This window comes from Haladaptatus sp. ZSTT2 (assembly GCF_037081775.1).
Lineage (GTDB): Archaea > Halobacteriota > Halobacteria > Halobacteriales > Halococcaceae > QDMS2.
Genome location: NZ_JBAMHQ010000001.1, coordinates 291,193 through 310,399 on the forward strand (window position 1 = coordinate 291,193; position 19,207 = coordinate 310,399).

The window sequence follows — 19,207 nt, forward strand, 5'->3', positions numbered from 1 at the left end:
TAAGGACAGCCCCGTCGTAGAGGCAGGTATGTTCTCGTCGCTCCGATGGCTGGCGCTCGAAGTGAAATATCTCGACCCGGCGCTGTCGTTTTACCGCGAGCACCTCGACCTCTCAGTGAGGCGTGAACGCGAGTCAGAAGCGGCTCTCGCCGTCGGAAAGACAGACCTTATTCTCCGAGCGCCGAGTTCCGTGCCCCGCGGCGGCCTGCACACGCACTACGCGTTCTCGACGCCAGCAGGCGAGTACGACGACTGGTGGAACACCCTCTCCCAACAGTTCGACCTCACTGAGTTCAAGTTTGGCTCGGCAAAGTCGCTCTACTTCTACGACCTCGAAGGCAACTGCGTCGAGATTGGCCAATCAACCGACGAAGGCACGGGAATCACGGGAATTTTCGAAATCGTCCTCGAAGTCGAAGACTTAGATCGGGCAGTGTCGTTTTACACCGACCTCGGCCTCTCCGTTCGCGACCGCGGCGACAACCGACGACGGGTACGCCTCGACGCAGGCCCTTTCGACATCGAACTCTGGGAACCACAACTTGGGCTTGCAGACGCCCGCGGCGGCGTCCATGTAGACATCGGCGTGACGGCCACAGCTGCGACGACAAAGGTAGACTCCATCACAGAAAAAGCGCTCTCGGTAGAAGAAACAGACACCGGCTATCGCATCCGCGACCCGGACGGCCACTACCTGACGATTGAGTGAGCCTCAGAGCCGTTCGGTGTTGATACCAACACCGGGTGGCGTGACGACGAGGAACTCTCGAAAGTGCATGAGTTCGCCCTCTAAATCCCGGATGTCGCGGGCGAACCCGGCAGCGAGGCTGTTCAGGTCGCCTTCGATGGCGAGAAACAGCGTTTTGCCCTCTTTGACAGCATCTACCCACTCGTCCGGTGGCGTCTGCCCGTTTAACACGCCGAGTACAATCTCGCCGCTTCCCTGCCCTTCTTCTTCGAGTTCACTCTCTGCGGCTCGTAAATCGAGGTCGAAATCGCCCATATTGTAGGCTCGAAGGCGGGCGAGAAAAATATACTGTCGGTTGGCTGCGAGGCTGGTCGCACACGACGACGCGCAAAAAATGTCCTCCCGACGGTCGCTGTTTAGTCGTTGCGGTACTCTTTGCGGTAGCCGCGGAACTCCGTGCGGTGGGCCTCTTCGTCCGCGAGGATAGTGACGGCGAGGTCTTCGGTCACCGGGTCGTCCGCTTCATTTGCGGCCGTGATGAGCTCTCGGTAGGTGTCGATAGCGTCGTTTTCTGCTTCGAGCACACCCTCGATGACCGAGAGCACGTCCGTCGAGTCTTCGGGTGGCTGGAGGTTCTGCTGGCGCGCTTCGAACTCGTAGGAACTCGGCGGTCGCTCGTCGAGTTGCTTCAAGCGCTCTCCGAGCAGGCGCGCGTGGGAGAGTTCCTCTTCTATGTCTACGTCGAGACTTTCTTTGATTTCTGCGGCGCGAACCCCATCGAGGATGATGGCGTTCGTGAGGTAGTTCATGACCGTTTCAATCTCATCGGAATATGCGCGACGGAGGAGGCGAGTTACTTCTTCAGACATCACCTGAGACAACGTGCGCGTGCCTCATATTCTCTCGGGCCACATGGGAAATTGCTCATTCTACCGTGGGCATACACCCACTCTGTGACCGACCATCCGTCCAGTCGGCACCCGCCCAGAGCGCGCGCACCATTTATTCCGCGAATTAGAATGGAAAAGTTACTTTTTCATGATTATTTAGCGGGGGCGTTGACGCGATAGCATACCACAGTGTATAAGGATGTTTTGAGCATATTGAGGTGTCGCAGTCGTGCGGTTTTCAAATTTCGCCGGTTTTTCTCGGAGCTGTCAGCGTGAAAGGATGACCGGTTCGAGCGACACTGTTATATATGCGTTAGATAGTTGGTTGCGATACAATGTCTCACCGACATACCGAGGAAACGTCGTCTCAGACGGCGGGTCGAGTTCTTCGAGGGCACGCTAACTAACACCACTGCCCCCGAGATTGACACGGTACGGATTTTCGACACCACGCTCCGCGATGGGGAGCAGACACCACGCACGTCGTTCTCGTATGAAGACAAACGCGAGATAGCGGCGGCGTTGGACGACATGGGAACCCACGTCATCGAGGCTGGCTTCCCGGTCAACTCGGACGCCGAGTTCGAGGCCGTCCGCGACATCGCAGAGAGCACGCACACCACGACGTGTGGACTGGCGAGGGTCGTCGACAAAGATATCGAGGCTGCACTGGACGCGGGCGTGGAGATGATTCACGTCTTCGCGAGCACCAGTGACATTCAGCTCGAAGACTCCATGCACGCCACTCGCGCGGAGGCAAAACAGCGCTCCGTCGAAGCAGTCAGGCGCGCAAAGGAGGCAGGCGTCACGGTGATGTACTCACCGATGGACGCGACGCGAACGAACCACGACTTCCTCATCGATGTCGTGGAAGCCGTGAGCGACGCGGGAACCGACTGGATTAACATCCCCGACACCTGCGGGGTGGCGACGCCCACGCGGATGGCCAAACTGGTCTCCGACGTGGTCGCACACACGGACGCCTACGTGGACGTCCACGCCCACGACGACTTCGGGCTGGCGACGGCGAACGCCATCGCCGGGTTCGAAGCCGGGGCTCACCAGGCACAGGTGTCAGTAAACGGCATCGGCGAACGCGCCGGGAACGCCGCTTACGAAGAGGTCGTGATGGCCGCAGAGAGTCTGTTCGGCGTCGATACCGGCATCGACACCACGCAGATAATGAAAATCGCGAAAATCGTCGAGGAGTGCAGCGACGTGCCGATTCCGGCGAACAAACCCGTCGTGGGCAAGAACGCCTTCGCCCACGAGAGCGGAATTCACGCCGCGGGCGTCATCGAGAACGCCTCCACGTTCGAGCCGGGCGTCATGACGCCAGAGATGGTCGGTGCAACCCGTGAACTGGTCATGGGCAAGCACACGGGCACTCACTCCGTGAGAAAGCGCCTGCAGGACGAAGGGTTCGACCCAACCGAAGAGCAGGTGCGCGCAGTGACGCGGAAGGTAAAGGACTTCGGCGCGGACAAACAGCAGGTCACCGACGACGTGCTCGCGCGCTTTGCCAAAGAGGTCGGCGTCAAAGAGAAGTCGGAGGTCAAAGCCTGAATTATGACTTCCGGCGTTTTTGCTCGTGACGAGCCTTGCGTGAACGATGCTCGAATGAGCAAGGTTTGCACGACGCACAACAGTTATAATGGGCGCGTCACATACCCGTCTACTAATGCAGACACTCGCCGCTCACACGCAGTCGCAGGCGACGAGCGGTGCTGCGGCTCAGCTCATTATTGTAGGGGTCTAGCTCCCCTACCTACCCCCATCTCCACCGATTTTTGCACTGACCTCAAAGCCACAGCACTTGCGCAAGCACACCCTGCGACCACGACCAAACCGATGACCAACCGACCCACACCAACGGAGGCCCGAACATGAGCGAACGGGCGACCTCCACCTACCCAGATTCGACCGAGGAATCGACCGACGAGAAACCCACACGCCGCCCCGTGACCAACGGCGCACAGTCCGTCGTTCGCGCGCTCGAAAACGCGGGCGTCAAACACCTGTTCGGCGTCCAAGGCGGGGCAATCATGCCCGTCTACGACGCGCTCTACGATTCAGAGATGACGCACGTCACGATGGCCCACGAGCAGTCTGCATCCCACGCCGCAGACGCCTACGGCATCGTGTCTGGTTCACCGGGTGTGTGTCTCGCCACTTCTGGACCGGGCGCGACGAACCTCGTGACCGGCATCGCAGACGCGAACATGGACTCAGATCCCATGATTGCGCTGACGGGACAGGTTCCGTCGGACATGGTCGGTTCTGATGCGTTCCAAGAAACCGACACCACGGGCGTTACCGCACCAATCACCAAGGCGAACTACTTCGCCTCTGACACGGACACCGTCGGCGACGTGGTGGGCGAAGCGTTCGCCATGGCCGCGAGTGGCCGACAAGGGCCGACGCTCGTCGACCTGCCAAAGGACATCACCAATGCGCCGACCGACCGCGAGCCGGGGCCGGGGCGCACGCCATCGACCTACAACCCGCGGACAGATCCCGACCCCGAAGAGGTGTCTGCGGCCGCGAGCGCACTCGCGGGCGCGAAAAAGCCCGTCATCCTCGCCGGTGGCGGCGTCATCAAGGCAAACGCGACCGAGCAACTGAGCGAGTTCGCAATCGAACACGAAATCCCCGTCGTCACGACGATGCCTGCCGTTGGCGCGTTCCCCGAAGACCACCCACTCTCGATGGAGATGGCTGGCATGCACGGGACGGGCTACGCGAACATGGCCATCACGCACTGTGACGTGATGCTGGCCGTTGGCACGCGATTTGACGACCGGCTGACCGGTGGTATCGACACGTTCGCCCCGGAAGCCGAAATCATCCACATCGACATCGACCCGGCAGAGGTTTCGAAGAACATCTACGCCGACTATCCGGTCATCGGGGATGCGGGAACGGCGCTCACGCGCCTGTACGACGCGATGGCGAACGAGCCGGATGCAGACGACTGGCGCGAACAGTGCCAGACGTGGAAAGACGAATACCCGATGGACTACCAGACGCCCGAAGACGAACCGCTCAAACCGCAGTTCGTCGTCGAGGCGTTCGACGCCGTGACTGACGACGACACCATCATCACCACGGGCGTTGGCCAACACCAGATGTGGGCCGTCCAGTACTGGACGTTCAAACAGCCACGGACGTGGGTGTCTTCCCACGGTCTCGGAACGATGGGCTACGGCCTGCCCGCCGCCATCGGCGCGCGACTGGCCGCCCGCGACGACCAGACCATCATCAGCTTCGAAGGAGACGGGTCGTTCCTGATGACCCTCCAGGAGCTGTCGGTGGCCGTCCGTGACCACATGGACATCACCGTCGCCGTCCTCAACAACAAGTACATCGGCATGGTTCGCCAGTGGCAGGACGCCTTCTTCGAAGGCCGCCACTCGGCGTCCGAGTACGGCTGGTGCCCCGAGTTCGACAAGCTCGCAGAAGCCTTCGGCGCGAAGGGCTTCCGCGTCGATGAGTACGACGAGGTCGCAGACACCATCGAGGCCGCGCTGGCCTACGACGGCCCGTCGGTCATCGACTTCCACATCGACCCCGCTGCGAACGTCTATCCGATGGTCGCAAGCGGCGCAGCAAACGGCCGGTTCGCGCTCTCGGAGGACCAACTATGACGCAAGGACTGCAAGGCCCCCGCCCAGAGGAGCGTCCCCACCCAGAGGGACGACGCAACGCACAGGGCGAACGTATCGACCCGGTTCAAGAAGCAAAACAGGAGACCCGACAGGCCACCGTTTCAGCGCTCGTCAAACACGAACCGGGCGTGCTGTCGCTCGTTTCCGGGCTGTTCAGCCGCCGCCAGTTCAACATTGAGAGTTTGACCGTTGGGCCGACGACGGTTGACGGCCACGCGCGCATCACGCTGGTTGTCGAGGAAACTGACGCGGGTATCGACCAAATCAAAAAACAGCTGGCGAAGTTGAAACCCTCCATCGCGGTTGGCGAACTCGGCACGGACGCCGTTCGCGCGGAACTGGTCTTGCTCAAGGTGCAGGGCCACGAGCCGGACAAGGTTCACGCCATCACGCAGATGTACGAGGGGCAGACGCTCGACGCCGGGCCGCGAACCATCACGGTGCAAATCACGGGTGACCAGCGGAAAATCGACGACGCCGTCGATGCGTTCCGCCAGTTCGGCATCATCGAAATCGCCCGGACGGGCCAGACCGCACTCGCGCGCGGCGACACGCCGACGACGCCGGGTGAATCACCCGCTGCGTCAGCAGAGAGTACCGCTTCAGAAACGCAAAACAGTTCCAATACACAGCAATGACAGACGAATTTACCACAACCGTATATTACGACGACGACGCAGACGACGCACAGCTCGCAAACAAGACGGTAGCCGTCCTCGGCTACGGCAGTCAGGGCCACGCCCACGCACAGAACCTCGCAGACAGCGGCGTTGACGTGGTCGTTGGCCTCCGCGAGGAGTCCGCATCTCGACAGGCCGCAGAGGCAGATGGACTGCGCGTGCGAAATCCAGTGCAGGCCGCAAAAGAGGCAGACATCGTCTCCGTGCTCGTCCCGGACACCGTCCAGCCAGCCGTCTACGAACAAATCAAAGACGAACTCGAACCGGGTAACACGCTCCAGTTCGCCCACGGGTTCAACATCCACTACAGCCAAATCGAGCCAAGCGAAGGCATCGATGTGACGCTCGTCGCGCCGAAGAGTCCGGGCCACCTCGTCCGCCGCAACTACGAGGCCGGACAGGGCACGCCGGGACTCGTCGCTGTCCACCAGGACAGCACGGGCGAGGCAAAAGAAGAGGCACTCGCCTACGCCAAGGCAATCGGCTGTACGCGCGCCGGGGTCATTGAGACCACCTTCCGCGAGGAGACAGAAACCGACCTGTTCGGCGAGCAGGCGGTCCTCTGTGGCGGCGTCACGAGCCTCGTCAAGCAGGGCTACGAAACGCTCGTTGACGCGGGCTACAGCCCGGAGATGGCCTACTTCGAGTGCTTGAACGAACTCAAGCTCATCGTCGATCTGATGTACGAAGACGGCCTCGGCGGCATGTGGGATTCGGTCTCCGACACCGCAGAGTTCGGCGGACTCACCCGCGGCGACGAAATCGTTGACGAACACGCCCGCGAGCGCATGGAAGACGTTTTAGAGCGCGTCCAGAACGGTACCTTCGCCCGCGAATGGATTGTCGAGAATCAGGCTGGTCGCCCGAGCTACAACCAACTGCGTGACGCAGAGAAGAACCACGAAATCGAGCACGTTGGCGCACGCCTGCGCGACCTGTTCGCGTGGAGCGGCGAAGAGCAAGAGGACACAAGCGAGAAGAAACGGGTGAAAACCGATGCCTGAAAAGGGCACGATGAAAGACGTGAGCCACACGAACCCCTACACGGGTGAGGCCTTTGGTGACAGCGTCGTGTATCGACGCGGCGTCGTCATCACCGACGGCGGCCACGATCCTGAACGGGAAGGCGAGGCAGATACGATGGAAGACGTAGACCACGAGCCACCGAACGGCGACGGGGCAAACCCCGTCTTCGAGCGCGGCCCAGACGTAGAAGACGATGAGTAACGGAACGCTGTACGACAAGGTGTGGGACCGGCACAAAGTCACGACGCTCCCGAACGGCCAAGACCAGCTGTTCGTGGGCCTCCACCTCATCCACGAGGTGACGAGTCCGCAGGCGTTCGGGATGCTCCGCGAGCGCGACCTCGAAGTCGCCTATCCGGAACGTACCTACGCGACAGTTGACCACATCATTCCGACTGCAGACCAGTCGCGGCCCTACGCCGACGACGCCGCAGAGGAGATGATGAGCGAACTTGAGGAGAACGTCCGCGAGGCCGGTATCCAGTTCGCAGACACGTCCACGGGCAATCAGGGAATTGTCCACGTTATCGGACCAGAGCAGGGCATCACCCAACCCGGTATGACCATTGTGTGTGGCGACAGTCACACCTCGACACACGGTGCATTCGGCGCACTCGCCTTTGGGATTGGCACCTCGCAAATCCGCGACGTGCTCGCCACCCAGACCGTGGCGATGGAGAAAAAGAAGGTGCGGAAAATCGAGGTCACCGGCGAACTCGGTAACAGCGTCACGGCCAAAGACGTCATCCTGACCATCATCAGCAAACTCGGCACCGATGGCGGCGTCGGCTACGTCTACGAGTACGCGGGTGAGGCCATCGAGAGCCTCGACATGGAAGGGCGGATGAGCATCTGCAACATGTCCATCGAGGGCGGTGCGCGTGCGGGCTACGTGAACCCGGACGAAACTACCTACGAGTACCTGCGCGAGACGGACGCCTTCGCGGACGACCCAGAGAAATTCGAGCGGATGAAGACGTACTGGGAGTCCATCACGTCCGACGACGACGCCGAGTACGACGACGTGGTGACCATCGACGGCTCCGAAATCGAGCCGACCGTGACGTGGGGAACCACACCCGGACAAGGCATTGGCATCAAACAGCCGGTGCCCGCCCCCGACGACCTGCCTGCCGACAAGCAGGACACAGCACGCATGTCGCAAGAACACATGCGCGTCGAACCCGGCAAGACGATGGAGGGCTACAAAATCGACGTGGCCTTCCTCGGTAGCTGTACCAACGCCCGACTGCCAGACCTGCGTGCGGCGGCGGCCATCGCCAAAGGGCGGCAAGTTCACCAGGACGTTCGCGCAATGGTCGTCCCCGGTAGCCAGCGCGTGAAAGCCGCGGCCGAAGCAGAAGGCCTCGACAAAATCTTCACCGAGGCTGGTTTCGAATGGCGACAGGCTGGCTGTTCGATGTGTCTTGGCATGAACGACGACCAGCTGCAGGGCGACGAAGCCTCTGCCTCCTCGTCGAACCGCAACTTTATCGGCCGACAGGGGAGCAAAGACGGGCGCACCGTCCTGATGAGCCCCGAGATGGTCGTGGCAGCGGCGGTGACCGGCGAGGTCACTGACGTTCGCGAACTGAAGGAGGTGGCCCACGTATGACCGACGTACCGAGCGTCACCAACGCTTCCGGGACGGGCATTCCCATCCGCGGAAACGATATCGACACAGACCAGATCATTCCGGCGCGATTCATGAAGGTCGTCACCTTCGAAGGGCTTGGCGAGTTCGCCTTTTTCGATAAGCGCTTTGACGAAGACGACAACGAGAAAGACCACCCGTTCAACGAAGCGCAGTATCAGGATGCCTCAATTCTCGTCGTGAACAGCAACTTCGGCTGTGGCTCCTCGCGCGAACACGCCCCACAGGCGCTCATGCGCTGGGGCATCGACGCCATCATCGGCGAATCCTTCGCAGAGATTTTCGCGGGCAACTGCCTCGCACTCGGCATCCCGACGCTGACCGCAGACCACGACACCGTCTCCGAAATCCAAGACTGGGTCGAAGCGAACCCAGACGAGGAACTCGACGTTGACGTGGCCGCAGAAACCGTGACCTACGGCGGCAAGACCGTCTCCGTCACCGTAGACGATGCCCAGCGTCGGGCGCTCGTCGAAGGCGAGTGGGACACCACGGCGCTGCTCAAGTCGAACGCCAAAGCCGTCGCAGAAACCGCAAACGCCCTGCCGTACATGGAAAGCGATGACTGAACAGATTGCCGTGATTCCGGGCGACGGAATCGGCCAGGAAGTCACACCCGCTGCCGTAGAGGTACTCGCCGCGCTTGACCTCGGCTTTGAGTTCGTCTCCGGCGACGCTGGTGACGCAGTCAAAGAAGAAACTGGCGAGGCGCTGCCACAAGCCACGCGCGATCTCGTCTCAGCCTCGGACGCGACACTGTTCGGTGCGGCGGGTGAGACGGCCGCGGACGTGATTCTCCCGCTTCGCAAACAGGTGGAGTCATTCGCAAACGTCCGCCCGGCGACGGCCTACCCCGGCGTCGATGCGCTCAAACCGGACACCGACCTCGTGTTCATCCGCGAGAACACGGAGGGCGTCTACAAGGGCATCGAATCGGAGATTGCCCCCGGCGTGACGACGCTCACCCGCGTCATCACCGAAGAGGCCTCGCGCAACATCGCAGAGTTCGGCTTCGACTACGCAGCACAGAACGGCTACGACACGGTCACCATCGCCCACAAGGCGAACGTGATGCGCACGACCGACGGCCTGTTTTTAGAAACGGCACAACAGGTCGGCGACGAACGCGGCGTGGACTACGACACGGCGCTCATGGACGCGCTGGCGATGCACCTCATCCTCCGGCCGGAGGAGTATGGCGTCGTCATCTGCCCGAACCTCGCAGGGGATATGCTTTCTGACCTGTCTGCCGGACTCGTGGGCGGCCTCGGCCTCTTGCCGAGCGCCAACGTCGGTCACGACAACGCGCTGTTCGAGCCGGTTCACGGGAGCGCCCCGGACATCGCAGGCCAAGGAATCGCCAACCCGACGGCGACGATTCTCTCTGGCGCGATGTTGCTCGACCACCTCGACCACGGCGAAGAAGCCGGACGGGTTCGCAGTGCCGTCGAATCGGTGCTCGAATCCGGCCCGCACACGCCTGACTTAGGCGGCGAAGCGAGCACGGAGGACGTAACGGCGGCAATCGTAGAACGCCTGTAACGCCCCCTGATTTTATCCCCTGTGGCGTGCTATTTGCTGGTATGCCCCGCGTGCATTTAGACGAGAAGACGCTCGAACGCTTAGATGGCCTTCGTCAGGAAGACGAATCCTACGACGAAATCATCACTGAACTCATCAACATCTACCAAGCAGAAGAGTTGACGCTCCACTACAGCGGCGAAGAACTCTAAGCCTGCTGCGCGGCCACGCGGCGAATTTCCTCCCAGCGACCGTTCTCTTCTAAGTGGCGCTGGAGGGTTTCTGCGTACTCGTTTGCGAGTCGCTCTGCGGCACGAATCTCTTCTTCGTCTACCGCCGGGTCGGAACTGCCGAGTCCGAGCGCATTTTTCACCGAGTCCATCATTCCCCCGGACTGTTTTTGCTTCGATGGGCCGCCTTGCATCTGCTGGCGGATGTTGTCGAGTTCGGGGACGATTTCGGGCACCTTCTCGGTGTTTGCGACGAGTCGTGCGCGCTCTGGGTCGTCCGGATGCTCTATCTCCAAATCGACGGCCATCATGATGAGCCCCCATTCTTGGCGGGTGAGTTGTGATTCGGCGATGCGGTCTGTGAACAGATTGTCGACCGTCATGCGTGCGCCGACGATGCGGTCTGTCCAAGGGCGCTCTGACATACACACCCCTAAAATAAGCGAACGTATCAGGGTTTCCCCGCTCAGACGAGTACGGCGTTCATCTCGATGTCGATGGCACCGAGCGCCCGCGAGATGATGCAGTTTTCTTTCGCGCCTGTCGCGATTTCGAGGAACTCGGCTTCGTCCACGTCGGGGGCAGAGCCTTCTACGTCGACGACGATTTTCGTAATCGATTGGGTTCCATCGACTTTTTCTAGGTGAACGTTCGCCGTCGCCGTCACTTTCTCCGGGTCGTAGCCCGCACGCTGGAGGTCTGCTGCGACCTGCATCGCAAGACAGGCGGCGTGGGCAGACCCGAGCATCTCCTCGGGGTTCGATTCGCTGCCGTCTTCGAAGCGAGACATGAACGTATAGGGCGCTTCGATGACGCCACTGCCGGTTTTGACTGTTCCTGACCCCTCGCGGAGCGTTCCCTCCCACACGGCCTCGGATGAACGTACTGGCATGGTACGTCAGTTGCATTGGTGACACGACACAATAACTGTGTGTGAACGAATCGCAGAAAAGGGGGAGACGAGATTACTGGGCGGCGAGGTCGAACGTCTCGTCGCCATCCAAAACGACGACTTCCGTGCCGCTTCCGGTCGCGGTCACTTCTTTCTTGAAGTCTTTCGGGTCTTGTTCGATTGGCGGGAACGTGTCGTAGTGCATCGGGAAGGCGTAGTCCGCGTCGAGCCAGTCTGCGGCGATGGCCGCCTGCCACGGCCCCATCGTGAAGTGGTCGCCAATCGGGAGCGCCACGGCGTCGGGTTCGAGGTACGGGCCAATCACGTCGCGCATCTCGGTCATCAGGCCGGTGTCACCCGCGTGGTAGAACGTGTAGCTGTCTTCGTCTGCCACCTGCGTTGGCTTTGTATCGCTGATGATGAACCCACCGGGCATCCCGCCAGAGTCTGCGTACTCGGACATGAGGCCGTTGGTGTGGTCTGCGCGGTGCATCGTGACGAAGGCGTCGCCGCACTCGACGGTGCCGCCGATGTTCATTCCAATCGTGTCCTCGTGGCCGAACTCGTCTGCGACGTACGAGGCGAGTTCTGGCGTGGCGACGACGGTCGCGTCGGTGAATGCCCCAGCGTCTGCGATGTGGTCTGCGTGTCCGTGAGTAAGCAGCAGATAGTCCGGATCTGGAACGTCTTCGGGCGATTTCTCAGTCTTTGGATTGTCGAAAAACGGGTCGATGAGGAGGCTCGTGTCGCCTACGTCCACGTGCCACGTCGAGTGTCCGTACCAAGTAAGTTTCATGCCACGTGTGAGTAGTGAGCAGAGCCACTTAACGACTGAGGAGGGCGCACGACTCACCGGAAATAGCGCAGATAGTAGCCGGCGGCAAGCGCGGCGACGAGGCCCGCACCGAGCGTGAAGCCGCTGAAAGGGGCGTCAGTTGCGACGTGGGTCGCCTCGGTCGTGGCCGCCACGACATCCGGGGAGACGGTCGTGAGTGCAGCCGCGCTTACGAGCAGGCTCCGTCCCACTAGCGACGCGATTCGCATAGCCGACTGCTCTCTGGGACGCGACCTAAATGTTCTGCCGCGACGATGCAGTTATCACATGTGAGAGACATGTCCAAACTGAATGGCGCGAGACGGCTGGCAGCAGACCCACCCAGACGTACAGACGGTTCTCGATACGTTAGACGACACCGTCTGTCAGTCGCTGCTCAAAGAACTCACGTCCGAAAAGACGGTACAGGAACTCGCAGAAGTAGCAGACGTTCCGCGTTCGACCGCGTATCGGAAAATCAATCAGCTTGAAGCGGCATCGCTCGTAGAGGCATTCGTCGAGGTGCGAACCGACGGCCACCACACCACGCGTTACCGCCTCGATTTCGAAGACGTGACGTTCAGTCTCGATGCGAACCGCGAGTTGACGGTCGCCATCACGCGCCCACCAGACGCCCCAGAAGACCGGTTGGCGTCGCTCTGGAACGAATTGAGGAAAGAAACATGACCGAACTGTTCACCGTCGTCGTTGCACTCAAAACAATCACACTCGTCCTTGGCGGGCTCATCACCTATTTCGCGTACAAAGCCTACCGTCGGACGAATGCCCCCGCACTGAGAGCACTCACTATTGGCTTTGGAATCGTTACAGCGGGGTCGTTACTCGCTGGTATCGCAGACCAGATACTCGGCGTCGATGCGAGTCTTGTCGCCGTCATCGAGAGTGGGCTGACGGCGGTTGGATTTGCGGTGTTAATGTACGCACTCTACGTCGAGTGAGTGTCGCAGAAAAAGTCGTGTGTTCAGCCGAAGATGTACTGCAGGCGTGGGTAGCGCTCGATGAGCGGTTCGCCACGGAACTCGATGCGTTCTAAGTAGGTGTCGAGGCCGAGGATGCGGCCTGCACCGAAGGCGGCCACGGCGAGGAAGACCAGCATGTACGCGAAGTCGCCGTTGATGACGCCGTGTTCGATGCTCCAGTTACCGAAGTAGAACATGAGCATCATGAACGCGCCGAAGAACGCCGCGAGGCGGGTCAGTGCGCCGACGATGAGTCCGAGACCGATGAGGAGTTCACCCCACGGGACGGCGATCGCGAGGAAGTCAACGAACCACTGCGTCTGTCCCATCCAGAGGAACATCCCTTGCAGTGGGTTGCCATTGGTTGCCGCGACGTTAAGCAGGTAGCCCTGTGCGCCCCAGCCAGCTGCGAGCACCTTGTCGAGGCCTGCGTTCAAGAACGCAACCCCCATCATGAGTCGGAGTGCGAGGACGAACCACGCGCTCAGGCTGTGTGCTTCACCGCGAACCGTGATGCCACCGAGTTGGCTTTCGAACGTATTTACGCCTTCGAGGGTTGGTTGAGTAGTTGCCATTTTTATCACCTTACAAGTACTGCTACGCGAACAGAGAGAATATAAACCAAAGCTGAGTCTCAATCCATGAGAATCGTCCCACTGTGAGCGTTTGCCACAGCACAAACGCTTAACCAACCACAGACACGAGCGGACGTATGCGACATGTTCGATTCCGCGACCCGGCAGGGTCGGTACGAACTGGTGAGTGGACCGACGAGGGCATCGTTTTCGCGGGCAGAACCTACGACACCGACGAGGTGGACGTACTCCCACCGTGTGAACCGTCGAAGATCGTCTGTGTCGGGCTCAACTACGCAGACCACGCCGCAGAACAGAACTCTGAGATTCCAGACCGTCCACTGTTGTTTCTCAAACCCCCGAACACGCTCGCTGGCCACGGCGACGAAGTGACGCTTCCGGCGGGCAAAGAGCGCATTGACCACGAAGCCGAACTCGGCGTGGTGATCGGCACGCAGGCGAAAAACGTCGCCGCAGCAGACGCGATGGACTACGTGGCGGGCTTTACGTGCGTAGACGACCTCTCGAACCGCGACGACCAGCGCAAAGAACAGAACTGGATTCGTGGCAAGGCGTTCGACAACGCCGCGCCAGTCGGCCCGGTCGTGGCAACGCCCGACGAAGTACCGGACGACGCGTCGGTCAAACTCTGGGTCAACGGCGAACTGCGCCAAGAGTCGTCTCGGGCTGAGTTTATCTTCTCGATTCCCGAACTCATCGAGGAGATTACGTCCTACCTAACGCTCGAAGAGGGCGACATCATCTCGACGGGGACGCCAGCGGGCGTCTCGCCGCTCGCAGACGGCGACGTGGTCGAAGTCGAAGTCGAGGGCGTTGGCGTGCTCGAACACGCCGTCCGGATTCCCGAATAGTTACGATACGGAATTGCTGACCGCATCGAATTTTCCGAAAAACGCTTCGAGTTCAGTGGCAACGCGTGCCGGGGCTTCGATTGCGGGCGCATGTCCCACCCCTTCTAGGACGACGAGTGCGGCGTCCGAACCGACGTCAGAAAGGGTGTGGTCTATCATTTGCCGGAGAATGACGCTGTCTTCGGTACCGTACAGGACGAGCATTGGCGCACGGAGGTGCATCCCCTCGCCGGTGCCTTGTTCGACACCGTTATCGACCGACGAGATGTTGAAATGGGCTGTCGCGTAGACGAAGTCGAGAAACCCCTCTTGGGTGAGCATCTCTGCAACGTGGTCGGCTAAGTCGAGGGCGTCCGGGAGTTGCTCGTTGAACACGAGCGTTTGCAGGTAGGCTGTGAGGAACTCGGCGTCGTTCGTCTCGATGGCTTCGAGGACAGGTGCAATCTGGAGGGTGTCTGCGGCGAGTTCGGCACGAGTGGCGAGCGGTTGTTGTGAGATGACGTTGCCCGCGTTGTCTTTTTTCAGGATGGGGTATCCGCGCGCGCTCACCGGAGAGATGAGGGTTTGTGAGCGCACGAGCGACGGCGCTTTGAGTTCTACCTGTAAGCCAATCGCCGCACCGCTTGACCACCCGACGACGTGGACGGGGCCGACGTCCAACGCCGCGAGAAACGCCGCAACATCGTTCGCAAAATCCGCAATCGAATCGACTGGTTCGAGGTACGACGAGCCGCCACAGCCTCTGAGGTCGACCGCGATGAGGTGATAACGCGGATCCAGTTCATCAAAAACGAGCTCCCAGTGAATCGAAGACGAGCAGTTCGTATGGATGAACACCACAGGGTCTGTCTCGCCCATGCGCTCACGATAGGCGAGTTGATCGCCGCTCGGCAGTGTGACCACATGAGTCTCGACAGTCATAGTCGGTTGTAGGAGCAATTACATATAACGTTTCCGACACAAGTGATGTGGATGACAACGCATAAATTTAGGGTGGCCTAATTCTGCGCCAAGATGAAGCTGACGCGACGAGACGCGCTTGCATCGCTTGCGAGCGTGGGAATCGTCGTCGGTGGGGGTGCGGCGTTCCTCGCGAGTGACACCGACGGCACCGACGTGTCACGGACGCAGCTTGTCGAAACGATGGCTGCCGTTGCAGAAGTTATCTATCCAACGGACGTGAGTGGGATTCACGCATTTGTTGAGACGTATTTGACGGAGAAAGCAGCCGCCCGACCGGCGTACAGAAGCCACCTCGGACGTGCGGTGGCCGAACTGAACGAGACGGCAGTCGAGTGGTACGACGCCCCGGTTTCGGCGTTGCCGGTCGAAGTCCGAGAACAACTCCTCAAAGAGATGGGGCTTCCCGAAGCCGACCCAAGTTCCGACCCGGACGCGACGACGGCGCGGCGACTTCGCTACTACATCTGGAACGATCTCCAGTACGCGCTCTACGCGTCGCCAACGGGCGGGCGTCTCGTGGGCATCGAGAATCCACAGGGCCATCCCGGCGGCTTGAGCTACACAGACCAGCCATGACCCACACCACCGCCTCCCGCACTGACGTGTGCATCGTCGGCGCGGGGCCTGCCGGAGCCTTGCTCGCAGACACGCTTGCAGCGGCTGGCCACGACGTGGTGGTGCTCGAAGCCGGGCCGCGATTCGACCCTGAAGACCGCATCGCGCAGATGGAACGCTCGATTCGACCGGGCGACAGCGACCACGGCGTGTGGGAGATGGGTGGTCCACGCGACGCGTACACGTCTTCTGGCGAGAACTTCTACCCGCTCAATCACGCTCGCGTGAAAGGCGTTGGCGGGAGTACGCTCCACTGGCAGGGGATGGTAATGCGCCTCCACGAGTCAGACTTCGCCGCCACCGGCCCGGACGGCGGCGAGTGGCCCATCGATTACGACGAGTTGCGACCCTACTACGCGAGCGCAGAGAAGGAGTTGGGAGTCGCTGGCTCGGTCGACAACCCGTTCGCCCCGCCACGAGACGAGCCGTATCCGATGCCTGCGTTCGCGCCCTCGCACTCGGATTCGATTTTCGCAGAGGCGTGTGAGGCACTCGAAATCACCACCCATTCGGTGGGGAACGCACGCAACTCAGAGGCGTACGACGGGCGCTCTCAATGCGTAGGCTACGGGACGTGCAATCCCGTGTGTCCGTCGGGCGCGAAGTACTCAGCCGACACCACCATCGAGAAAGCAGAGGCAAAGGGCGTTCGCGTCATTGCTGAAGCCCCCGTCCAACGCCTCGAAACCACCGCATCCGGTGAGCGGGTCGAAGCGGCTGTGTACGCGAAAAACGGGCGGACGTACCGACAGGAAGCCCGTCAGTTCATCCTCGCGGCTGGCGGCGTTGAAATCCCGCGACTGCTCTTGCTGTCCGCTTCGGACGACCACCCGGACGGCCTCGCAAATTCGAGTGGCGTAGTCGGTCGCTACTTCATGGAACACCTATTTGCGGGCATGGGTGGCGTACTTCCCCGCCGCGAGACACGGCAGAACCACATCGGGTTCAACACGACCGAAAGTCACCAGTTTTACGACACCGACGACCCCGATATCGCCCCTATCAAACTCGAATTTTTAAACTATGCCGGGCCCTCGCCCGTCGAGATGGCGATGGATGCAGCCGAGTACGGCGACGAACTGCTCGAAACGCTCCAGGACTCGTACGGCCACGAACTCGGAATCGGGGCGCTCGTTGGCCAAGCGCCGCGCAAAGAGAACTATATCGGCCTCGACACGGCGAAAACCGACGACCACGGCAAACCCGTCCCGGACGTTCACTGGCGGGTTGGCGAGAGAGAACGACGAACTCTCGCCCGCGCAAACGAGATTCAACGCGCCGTCATGGACGAACTTGGCGTGGACATCCGGTGGACGGTCGGGCCGGAAAACACCGGGCCGACGTATCATCACATGGGAACCACGCGAATGGGAACGAACCCCGAAACGAGCGTCGTCGATGCGCGCATGCGCACGCACGACGTGGCGAATCTCACGATTGCGTCAAGCAGCGTGTTCGTCACGGCGGGGGCGATGAACCCGACGCTCACCATCGCAGCGTTGACACTTCGCGCAGCTGACTTCGTCTCTGAATCGCTAAAACAAACGTAAGGGGAAGGCTAGGTTAGCGACCAATCCTCGTCTCAGTCGTCTTTGCCGCATGCACACATCTCACCGTTGTTGTAGGCGTCTAGGATGTTGTAGAGACATTCACCGTTTGCTTCGAGTTTGTCCCACTCACCTGTGCATCTGTTTGGAAGCGTTATCTCGGCATCCCAAGTTCGCATGGGTGTGTACTTCGCCGTCCCGAAGTCAGCGAAGCCAGCGGCGTAGAGCCAGCGCACGGCTACGCCCGGTACACCGTAGTAACAGCGACCGCCGCCGATACACTTGTCTGCGGTGCCGCGATACCGGATACACGAGTCCTCTGCACCCGCGTACTGGTTGAGTTTGGCCGCGACGAGCGCCTTTGCGAGGATGCGGTTTTTGTCACCGCGGACGGGTTGTTTCAGGAGGTAGTGAATCCAGAACTCCTTGCGGGCACGCTTGTTGGCGATTTGCAGCACGTCAACCGGCCACGCTTCGGGATGGTTCTTCCAGTAGCCCGGCGACCGCGCACAGACTTTCCGTCGGTCTCTGTCACCTCGGGCCGCGGCTGTGCCGGGAATGCCGAGTGACGCCGCTCCCGCGATGAGCGCACCGCGTTTAAGGAGTGTTCGTCGTGAAGTACGTATGTCAGTCATGAGTTCTCACTCGTACGAAAAATCTCTATCAATTGACTTTGTTACAAGTCTGTTACCTCAGTTTTGGTTGAACTACCAGTCGGTATGGAGGCCATTTCAGCGTGAACGTTCAACTTAGCAACCAGAGCAAACCGTGAGCCGAGAAAGGCGTTATTCGTGGAACAGTGGTTAGCCTGTCGTGAATCTCGTGGGCAGAAAAGAAAACGTGAGCTTAGTCGGCCTTGCACGCACAGAGCATGCCGTTGTTGTAGGCGTCTAAGATGTCGTACAGACATTCGGCGTTCACCTTAACGGTGTCGCGCTCGCCAGTGCACTCGTTGTGGAGCATCACGGGGAGCTTCCAGGTGGTCTGTGGCGTGTAGCCGTTTGCGAATTCTGGGAAGCCAGAGGTGATGAGCCACTTGTCCGCTACGCCGGTCACGCCGAAGTAGCAGCGACCGCCGCCGATACACTTGTCTGCGGTGCCGCGATACCGGATACACGAGTCCTCTGCACCCGCGTACTGGTTGAGTTTGGCCGCGAGCAGCGATTTCGCAAGGATACGGTTTTTATCGCCTTCGACGGGTTGTTTCAGGAGATTTTCGATCCAGTAGTCTTTGTCCATCTCGAGGCCACCAATCTTGACGGTCTCGACTGGCCAGGCTTCGGGGTGGTTCTTCCAGTAGCCTGGCGAGCGAGCACACACAACCGTTCCACAGCCTGCTGCGGAAACGGTTCCCGGAATACCAATTGCCGCCGCCCCCGCGATGAGCGCACCGCGCTTGAGTAATGTGCGCCGTGATGTTTGCATTTCTGTCATAATGGGTTTCCCCGAAGGGAAAGATGAGGGTTGGGGATATTGTTATCAACAAACAATCTTTGTGAAAGCTCATTTTACCGGAAACCGGAATGGTGGGCTTAAACCAACTCACCACTCGCCCGAGGTGGGTGCGTTTAAGGGCGCACGCCGATAGCAGA

Annotated in this window: 25 protein-coding genes; 15 read left to right on the top strand and 10 right to left on the bottom strand. The window is 60.4% G+C overall.

Annotated elements, in window-relative coordinates; translation table 11 throughout:
• Positions 1-28 precede the first annotated feature (28 nt).
• Positions 29-709: a VOC family protein gene (locus V5N13_RS01475; RefSeq protein ID WP_336359328.1), complete on the top strand. Its 681-nt coding sequence runs from the start codon at positions 29-31 to the stop codon at positions 707-709.
• Positions 710-712: 3 nt separating this feature from the next.
• Here V5N13_RS01475 and V5N13_RS01480 read toward each other — a convergent pair whose 3' ends face one another.
• Positions 713-1,003: a DUF5779 family protein gene (locus tag V5N13_RS01480; protein WP_332899069.1), complete on the bottom strand. Its 291-nt coding sequence runs from the start codon at positions 1,001-1,003 to the stop codon at positions 713-715.
• 101 nt (positions 1,004-1,104) lie between these two features.
• The gene (locus V5N13_RS01485; RefSeq protein WP_442905055.1) at positions 1,105-1,557 is read right to left on the bottom strand and encodes a ferritin-like domain-containing protein; all 453 of its coding nucleotides are present in this window, start codon (positions 1,555-1,557) and stop codon (positions 1,105-1,107) included.
• 351 nt (positions 1,558-1,908) lie between these two features.
• On the opposite strand from V5N13_RS01485, the gene V5N13_RS01490 reads away from it, so the two are divergent.
• The 9 genes from V5N13_RS01490 (at position 1,909) to V5N13_RS01530 (ending at position 10,339) form a co-directional block, all read left to right on the top strand.
• Entirely contained in the window at positions 1,909-3,144 is a 1,236-nt protein-coding gene (locus V5N13_RS01490; RefSeq protein ID WP_332900090.1) for a LeuA family protein, read from the top strand.
• 320 nt (positions 3,145-3,464) lie between these two features.
• Positions 3,465-5,225: a biosynthetic-type acetolactate synthase large subunit gene (gene ilvB, locus V5N13_RS01495; protein ID WP_336359330.1), complete on the top strand. Its 1,761-nt coding sequence runs from the start codon at positions 3,465-3,467 to the stop codon at positions 5,223-5,225.
• Positions 5,222-5,884 (top strand): acetolactate synthase small subunit, encoded by a 663-nt coding sequence (ilvN, locus tag V5N13_RS01500; RefSeq protein ID WP_336359331.1) that lies wholly within the window; start codon positions 5,222-5,224, stop codon positions 5,882-5,884. Before ilvB ends, ilvN begins: the two co-directional genes overlap by 4 nt.
• Positions 5,881-6,930, top strand: a complete 1,050-nt coding sequence (ilvC, locus tag V5N13_RS01505) for a ketol-acid reductoisomerase (protein ID WP_332899073.1) — start codon at positions 5,881-5,883, stop codon at positions 6,928-6,930. Before ilvN ends, ilvC begins: the two co-directional genes overlap by 4 nt.
• A complete protein-coding gene (locus V5N13_RS01510; protein WP_332899074.1) occupies positions 6,923-7,153 on the top strand; it encodes a hypothetical protein in 231 nt (76 codons plus the stop codon). Before ilvC ends, V5N13_RS01510 begins: the two co-directional genes overlap by 8 nt.
• Complete coding sequence (gene leuC / locus V5N13_RS01515; protein ID WP_336359332.1) at positions 7,146-8,567, top strand: 3-isopropylmalate dehydratase large subunit; 1,422 nt, start codon at positions 7,146-7,148, stop codon at positions 8,565-8,567. The genes V5N13_RS01510 and leuC overlap by 8 nt, the downstream gene beginning before the upstream one ends.
• Positions 8,564-9,175 (top strand): 3-isopropylmalate dehydratase small subunit, encoded by a 612-nt coding sequence (leuD, locus tag V5N13_RS01520; RefSeq protein WP_336359333.1) that lies wholly within the window; start codon positions 8,564-8,566, stop codon positions 9,173-9,175. The genes leuC and leuD overlap by 4 nt, the downstream gene beginning before the upstream one ends.
• Entirely contained in the window at positions 9,168-10,148 is a 981-nt protein-coding gene (locus tag V5N13_RS01525) for an isocitrate/isopropylmalate dehydrogenase family protein (RefSeq protein WP_336359334.1), read from the top strand. Before leuD ends, V5N13_RS01525 begins: the two co-directional genes overlap by 8 nt.
• Positions 10,149-10,189: 41 nt before the next feature.
• A complete protein-coding gene (locus V5N13_RS01530; RefSeq protein WP_332899078.1) occupies positions 10,190-10,339 on the top strand; it encodes a DUF7557 family protein in 150 nt (49 codons plus the stop codon).
• Here the strand turns inward: V5N13_RS01530 and V5N13_RS01535 are convergent.
• From V5N13_RS01535 to V5N13_RS01550, 4 genes are all read right to left on the bottom strand, one after another.
• Positions 10,336-10,782, bottom strand: a complete 447-nt coding sequence (locus V5N13_RS01535; protein WP_336359335.1) for a DUF5799 family protein — start codon at positions 10,780-10,782, stop codon at positions 10,336-10,338. The two genes, V5N13_RS01530 and V5N13_RS01535, sit on opposite strands and share 4 nt — an antisense overlap.
• A 41-nt stretch (positions 10,783-10,823) precedes the next feature.
• Positions 10,824-11,249 carry an OsmC family peroxiredoxin gene (locus V5N13_RS01540; RefSeq protein ID WP_336359336.1) on the bottom strand — a complete coding sequence of 142 codons (426 nt, stop codon included), beginning with the start codon at positions 11,247-11,249 and terminating at the stop codon, positions 10,824-10,826.
• A 73-nt stretch (positions 11,250-11,322) separates the two neighbouring features.
• Positions 11,323-12,045 carry a metal-dependent hydrolase gene (locus V5N13_RS01545; RefSeq protein WP_336359337.1) on the bottom strand — a complete coding sequence of 241 codons (723 nt, stop codon included), beginning with the start codon at positions 12,043-12,045 and terminating at the stop codon, positions 11,323-11,325.
• 53 nt (positions 12,046-12,098) lie between these two features.
• Positions 12,099-12,293, bottom strand: a complete 195-nt coding sequence (locus V5N13_RS01550) for a hypothetical protein (protein ID WP_336359338.1) — start codon at positions 12,291-12,293, stop codon at positions 12,099-12,101.
• A gap of 82 nt (positions 12,294-12,375) precedes the next feature.
• Between V5N13_RS01550 and V5N13_RS01555 the strand changes: the two genes are divergently transcribed.
• Together V5N13_RS01555 and V5N13_RS01560 are read left to right on the top strand one after the other, a co-directional pair.
• Complete coding sequence (locus tag V5N13_RS01555) at positions 12,376-12,750, top strand: ArsR/SmtB family transcription factor (protein WP_336359339.1); 375 nt, start codon at positions 12,376-12,378, stop codon at positions 12,748-12,750.
• A complete protein-coding gene (locus V5N13_RS01560; RefSeq protein WP_332899084.1) occupies positions 12,747-13,022 on the top strand; it encodes a DUF7521 family protein in 276 nt (91 codons plus the stop codon). Before V5N13_RS01555 ends, V5N13_RS01560 begins: the two co-directional genes overlap by 4 nt.
• A gap of 23 nt (positions 13,023-13,045) precedes the next feature.
• On the opposite strand, the gene V5N13_RS01565 is transcribed toward V5N13_RS01560, so the two are convergent.
• Positions 13,046-13,618, bottom strand: a complete 573-nt coding sequence (locus tag V5N13_RS01565) for a DoxX family protein (protein ID WP_336359340.1) — start codon at positions 13,616-13,618, stop codon at positions 13,046-13,048.
• A 137-nt stretch (positions 13,619-13,755) separates the two neighbouring features.
• Here V5N13_RS01565 and V5N13_RS01570 point away from each other — a divergent pair, with 137 nt between their 5' ends.
• Positions 13,756-14,490 (top strand): fumarylacetoacetate hydrolase family protein, encoded by a 735-nt coding sequence (locus tag V5N13_RS01570; protein WP_336359341.1) that lies wholly within the window; start codon positions 13,756-13,758, stop codon positions 14,488-14,490.
• On the opposite strand, the gene V5N13_RS01575 is transcribed toward V5N13_RS01570, so the two are convergent.
• The gene (locus tag V5N13_RS01575) at positions 14,491-15,411 is read right to left on the bottom strand and encodes an alpha/beta fold hydrolase (RefSeq protein ID WP_336359342.1); all 921 of its coding nucleotides are present in this window, start codon (positions 15,409-15,411) and stop codon (positions 14,491-14,493) included.
• A 93-nt stretch (positions 15,412-15,504) separates the two neighbouring features.
• Between V5N13_RS01575 and V5N13_RS01580 the strand changes: the two genes are divergently transcribed.
• A complete protein-coding gene (locus tag V5N13_RS01580) occupies positions 15,505-16,029 on the top strand; it encodes a gluconate 2-dehydrogenase subunit 3 family protein (protein WP_336359343.1) in 525 nt (174 codons plus the stop codon).
• Positions 16,026-17,618 carry a GMC family oxidoreductase gene (locus V5N13_RS01585; protein WP_336359344.1) on the top strand — a complete coding sequence of 531 codons (1,593 nt, stop codon included), beginning with the start codon at positions 16,026-16,028 and terminating at the stop codon, positions 17,616-17,618. The genes V5N13_RS01580 and V5N13_RS01585 overlap by 4 nt, the downstream gene beginning before the upstream one ends.
• A gap of 32 nt (positions 17,619-17,650) precedes the next feature.
• On the opposite strand, the gene V5N13_RS01590 is transcribed toward V5N13_RS01585, so the two are convergent.
• A complete protein-coding gene (locus V5N13_RS01590) occupies positions 17,651-18,250 on the bottom strand; it encodes a hypothetical protein (RefSeq protein ID WP_336359345.1) in 600 nt (199 codons plus the stop codon).
• A gap of 211 nt (positions 18,251-18,461) precedes the next feature.
• Positions 18,462-19,049, bottom strand: a complete 588-nt coding sequence (locus V5N13_RS01595) for a hypothetical protein (protein WP_336359346.1) — start codon at positions 19,047-19,049, stop codon at positions 18,462-18,464.
• Positions 19,050-19,207: the final 158 nt, after the last annotated feature.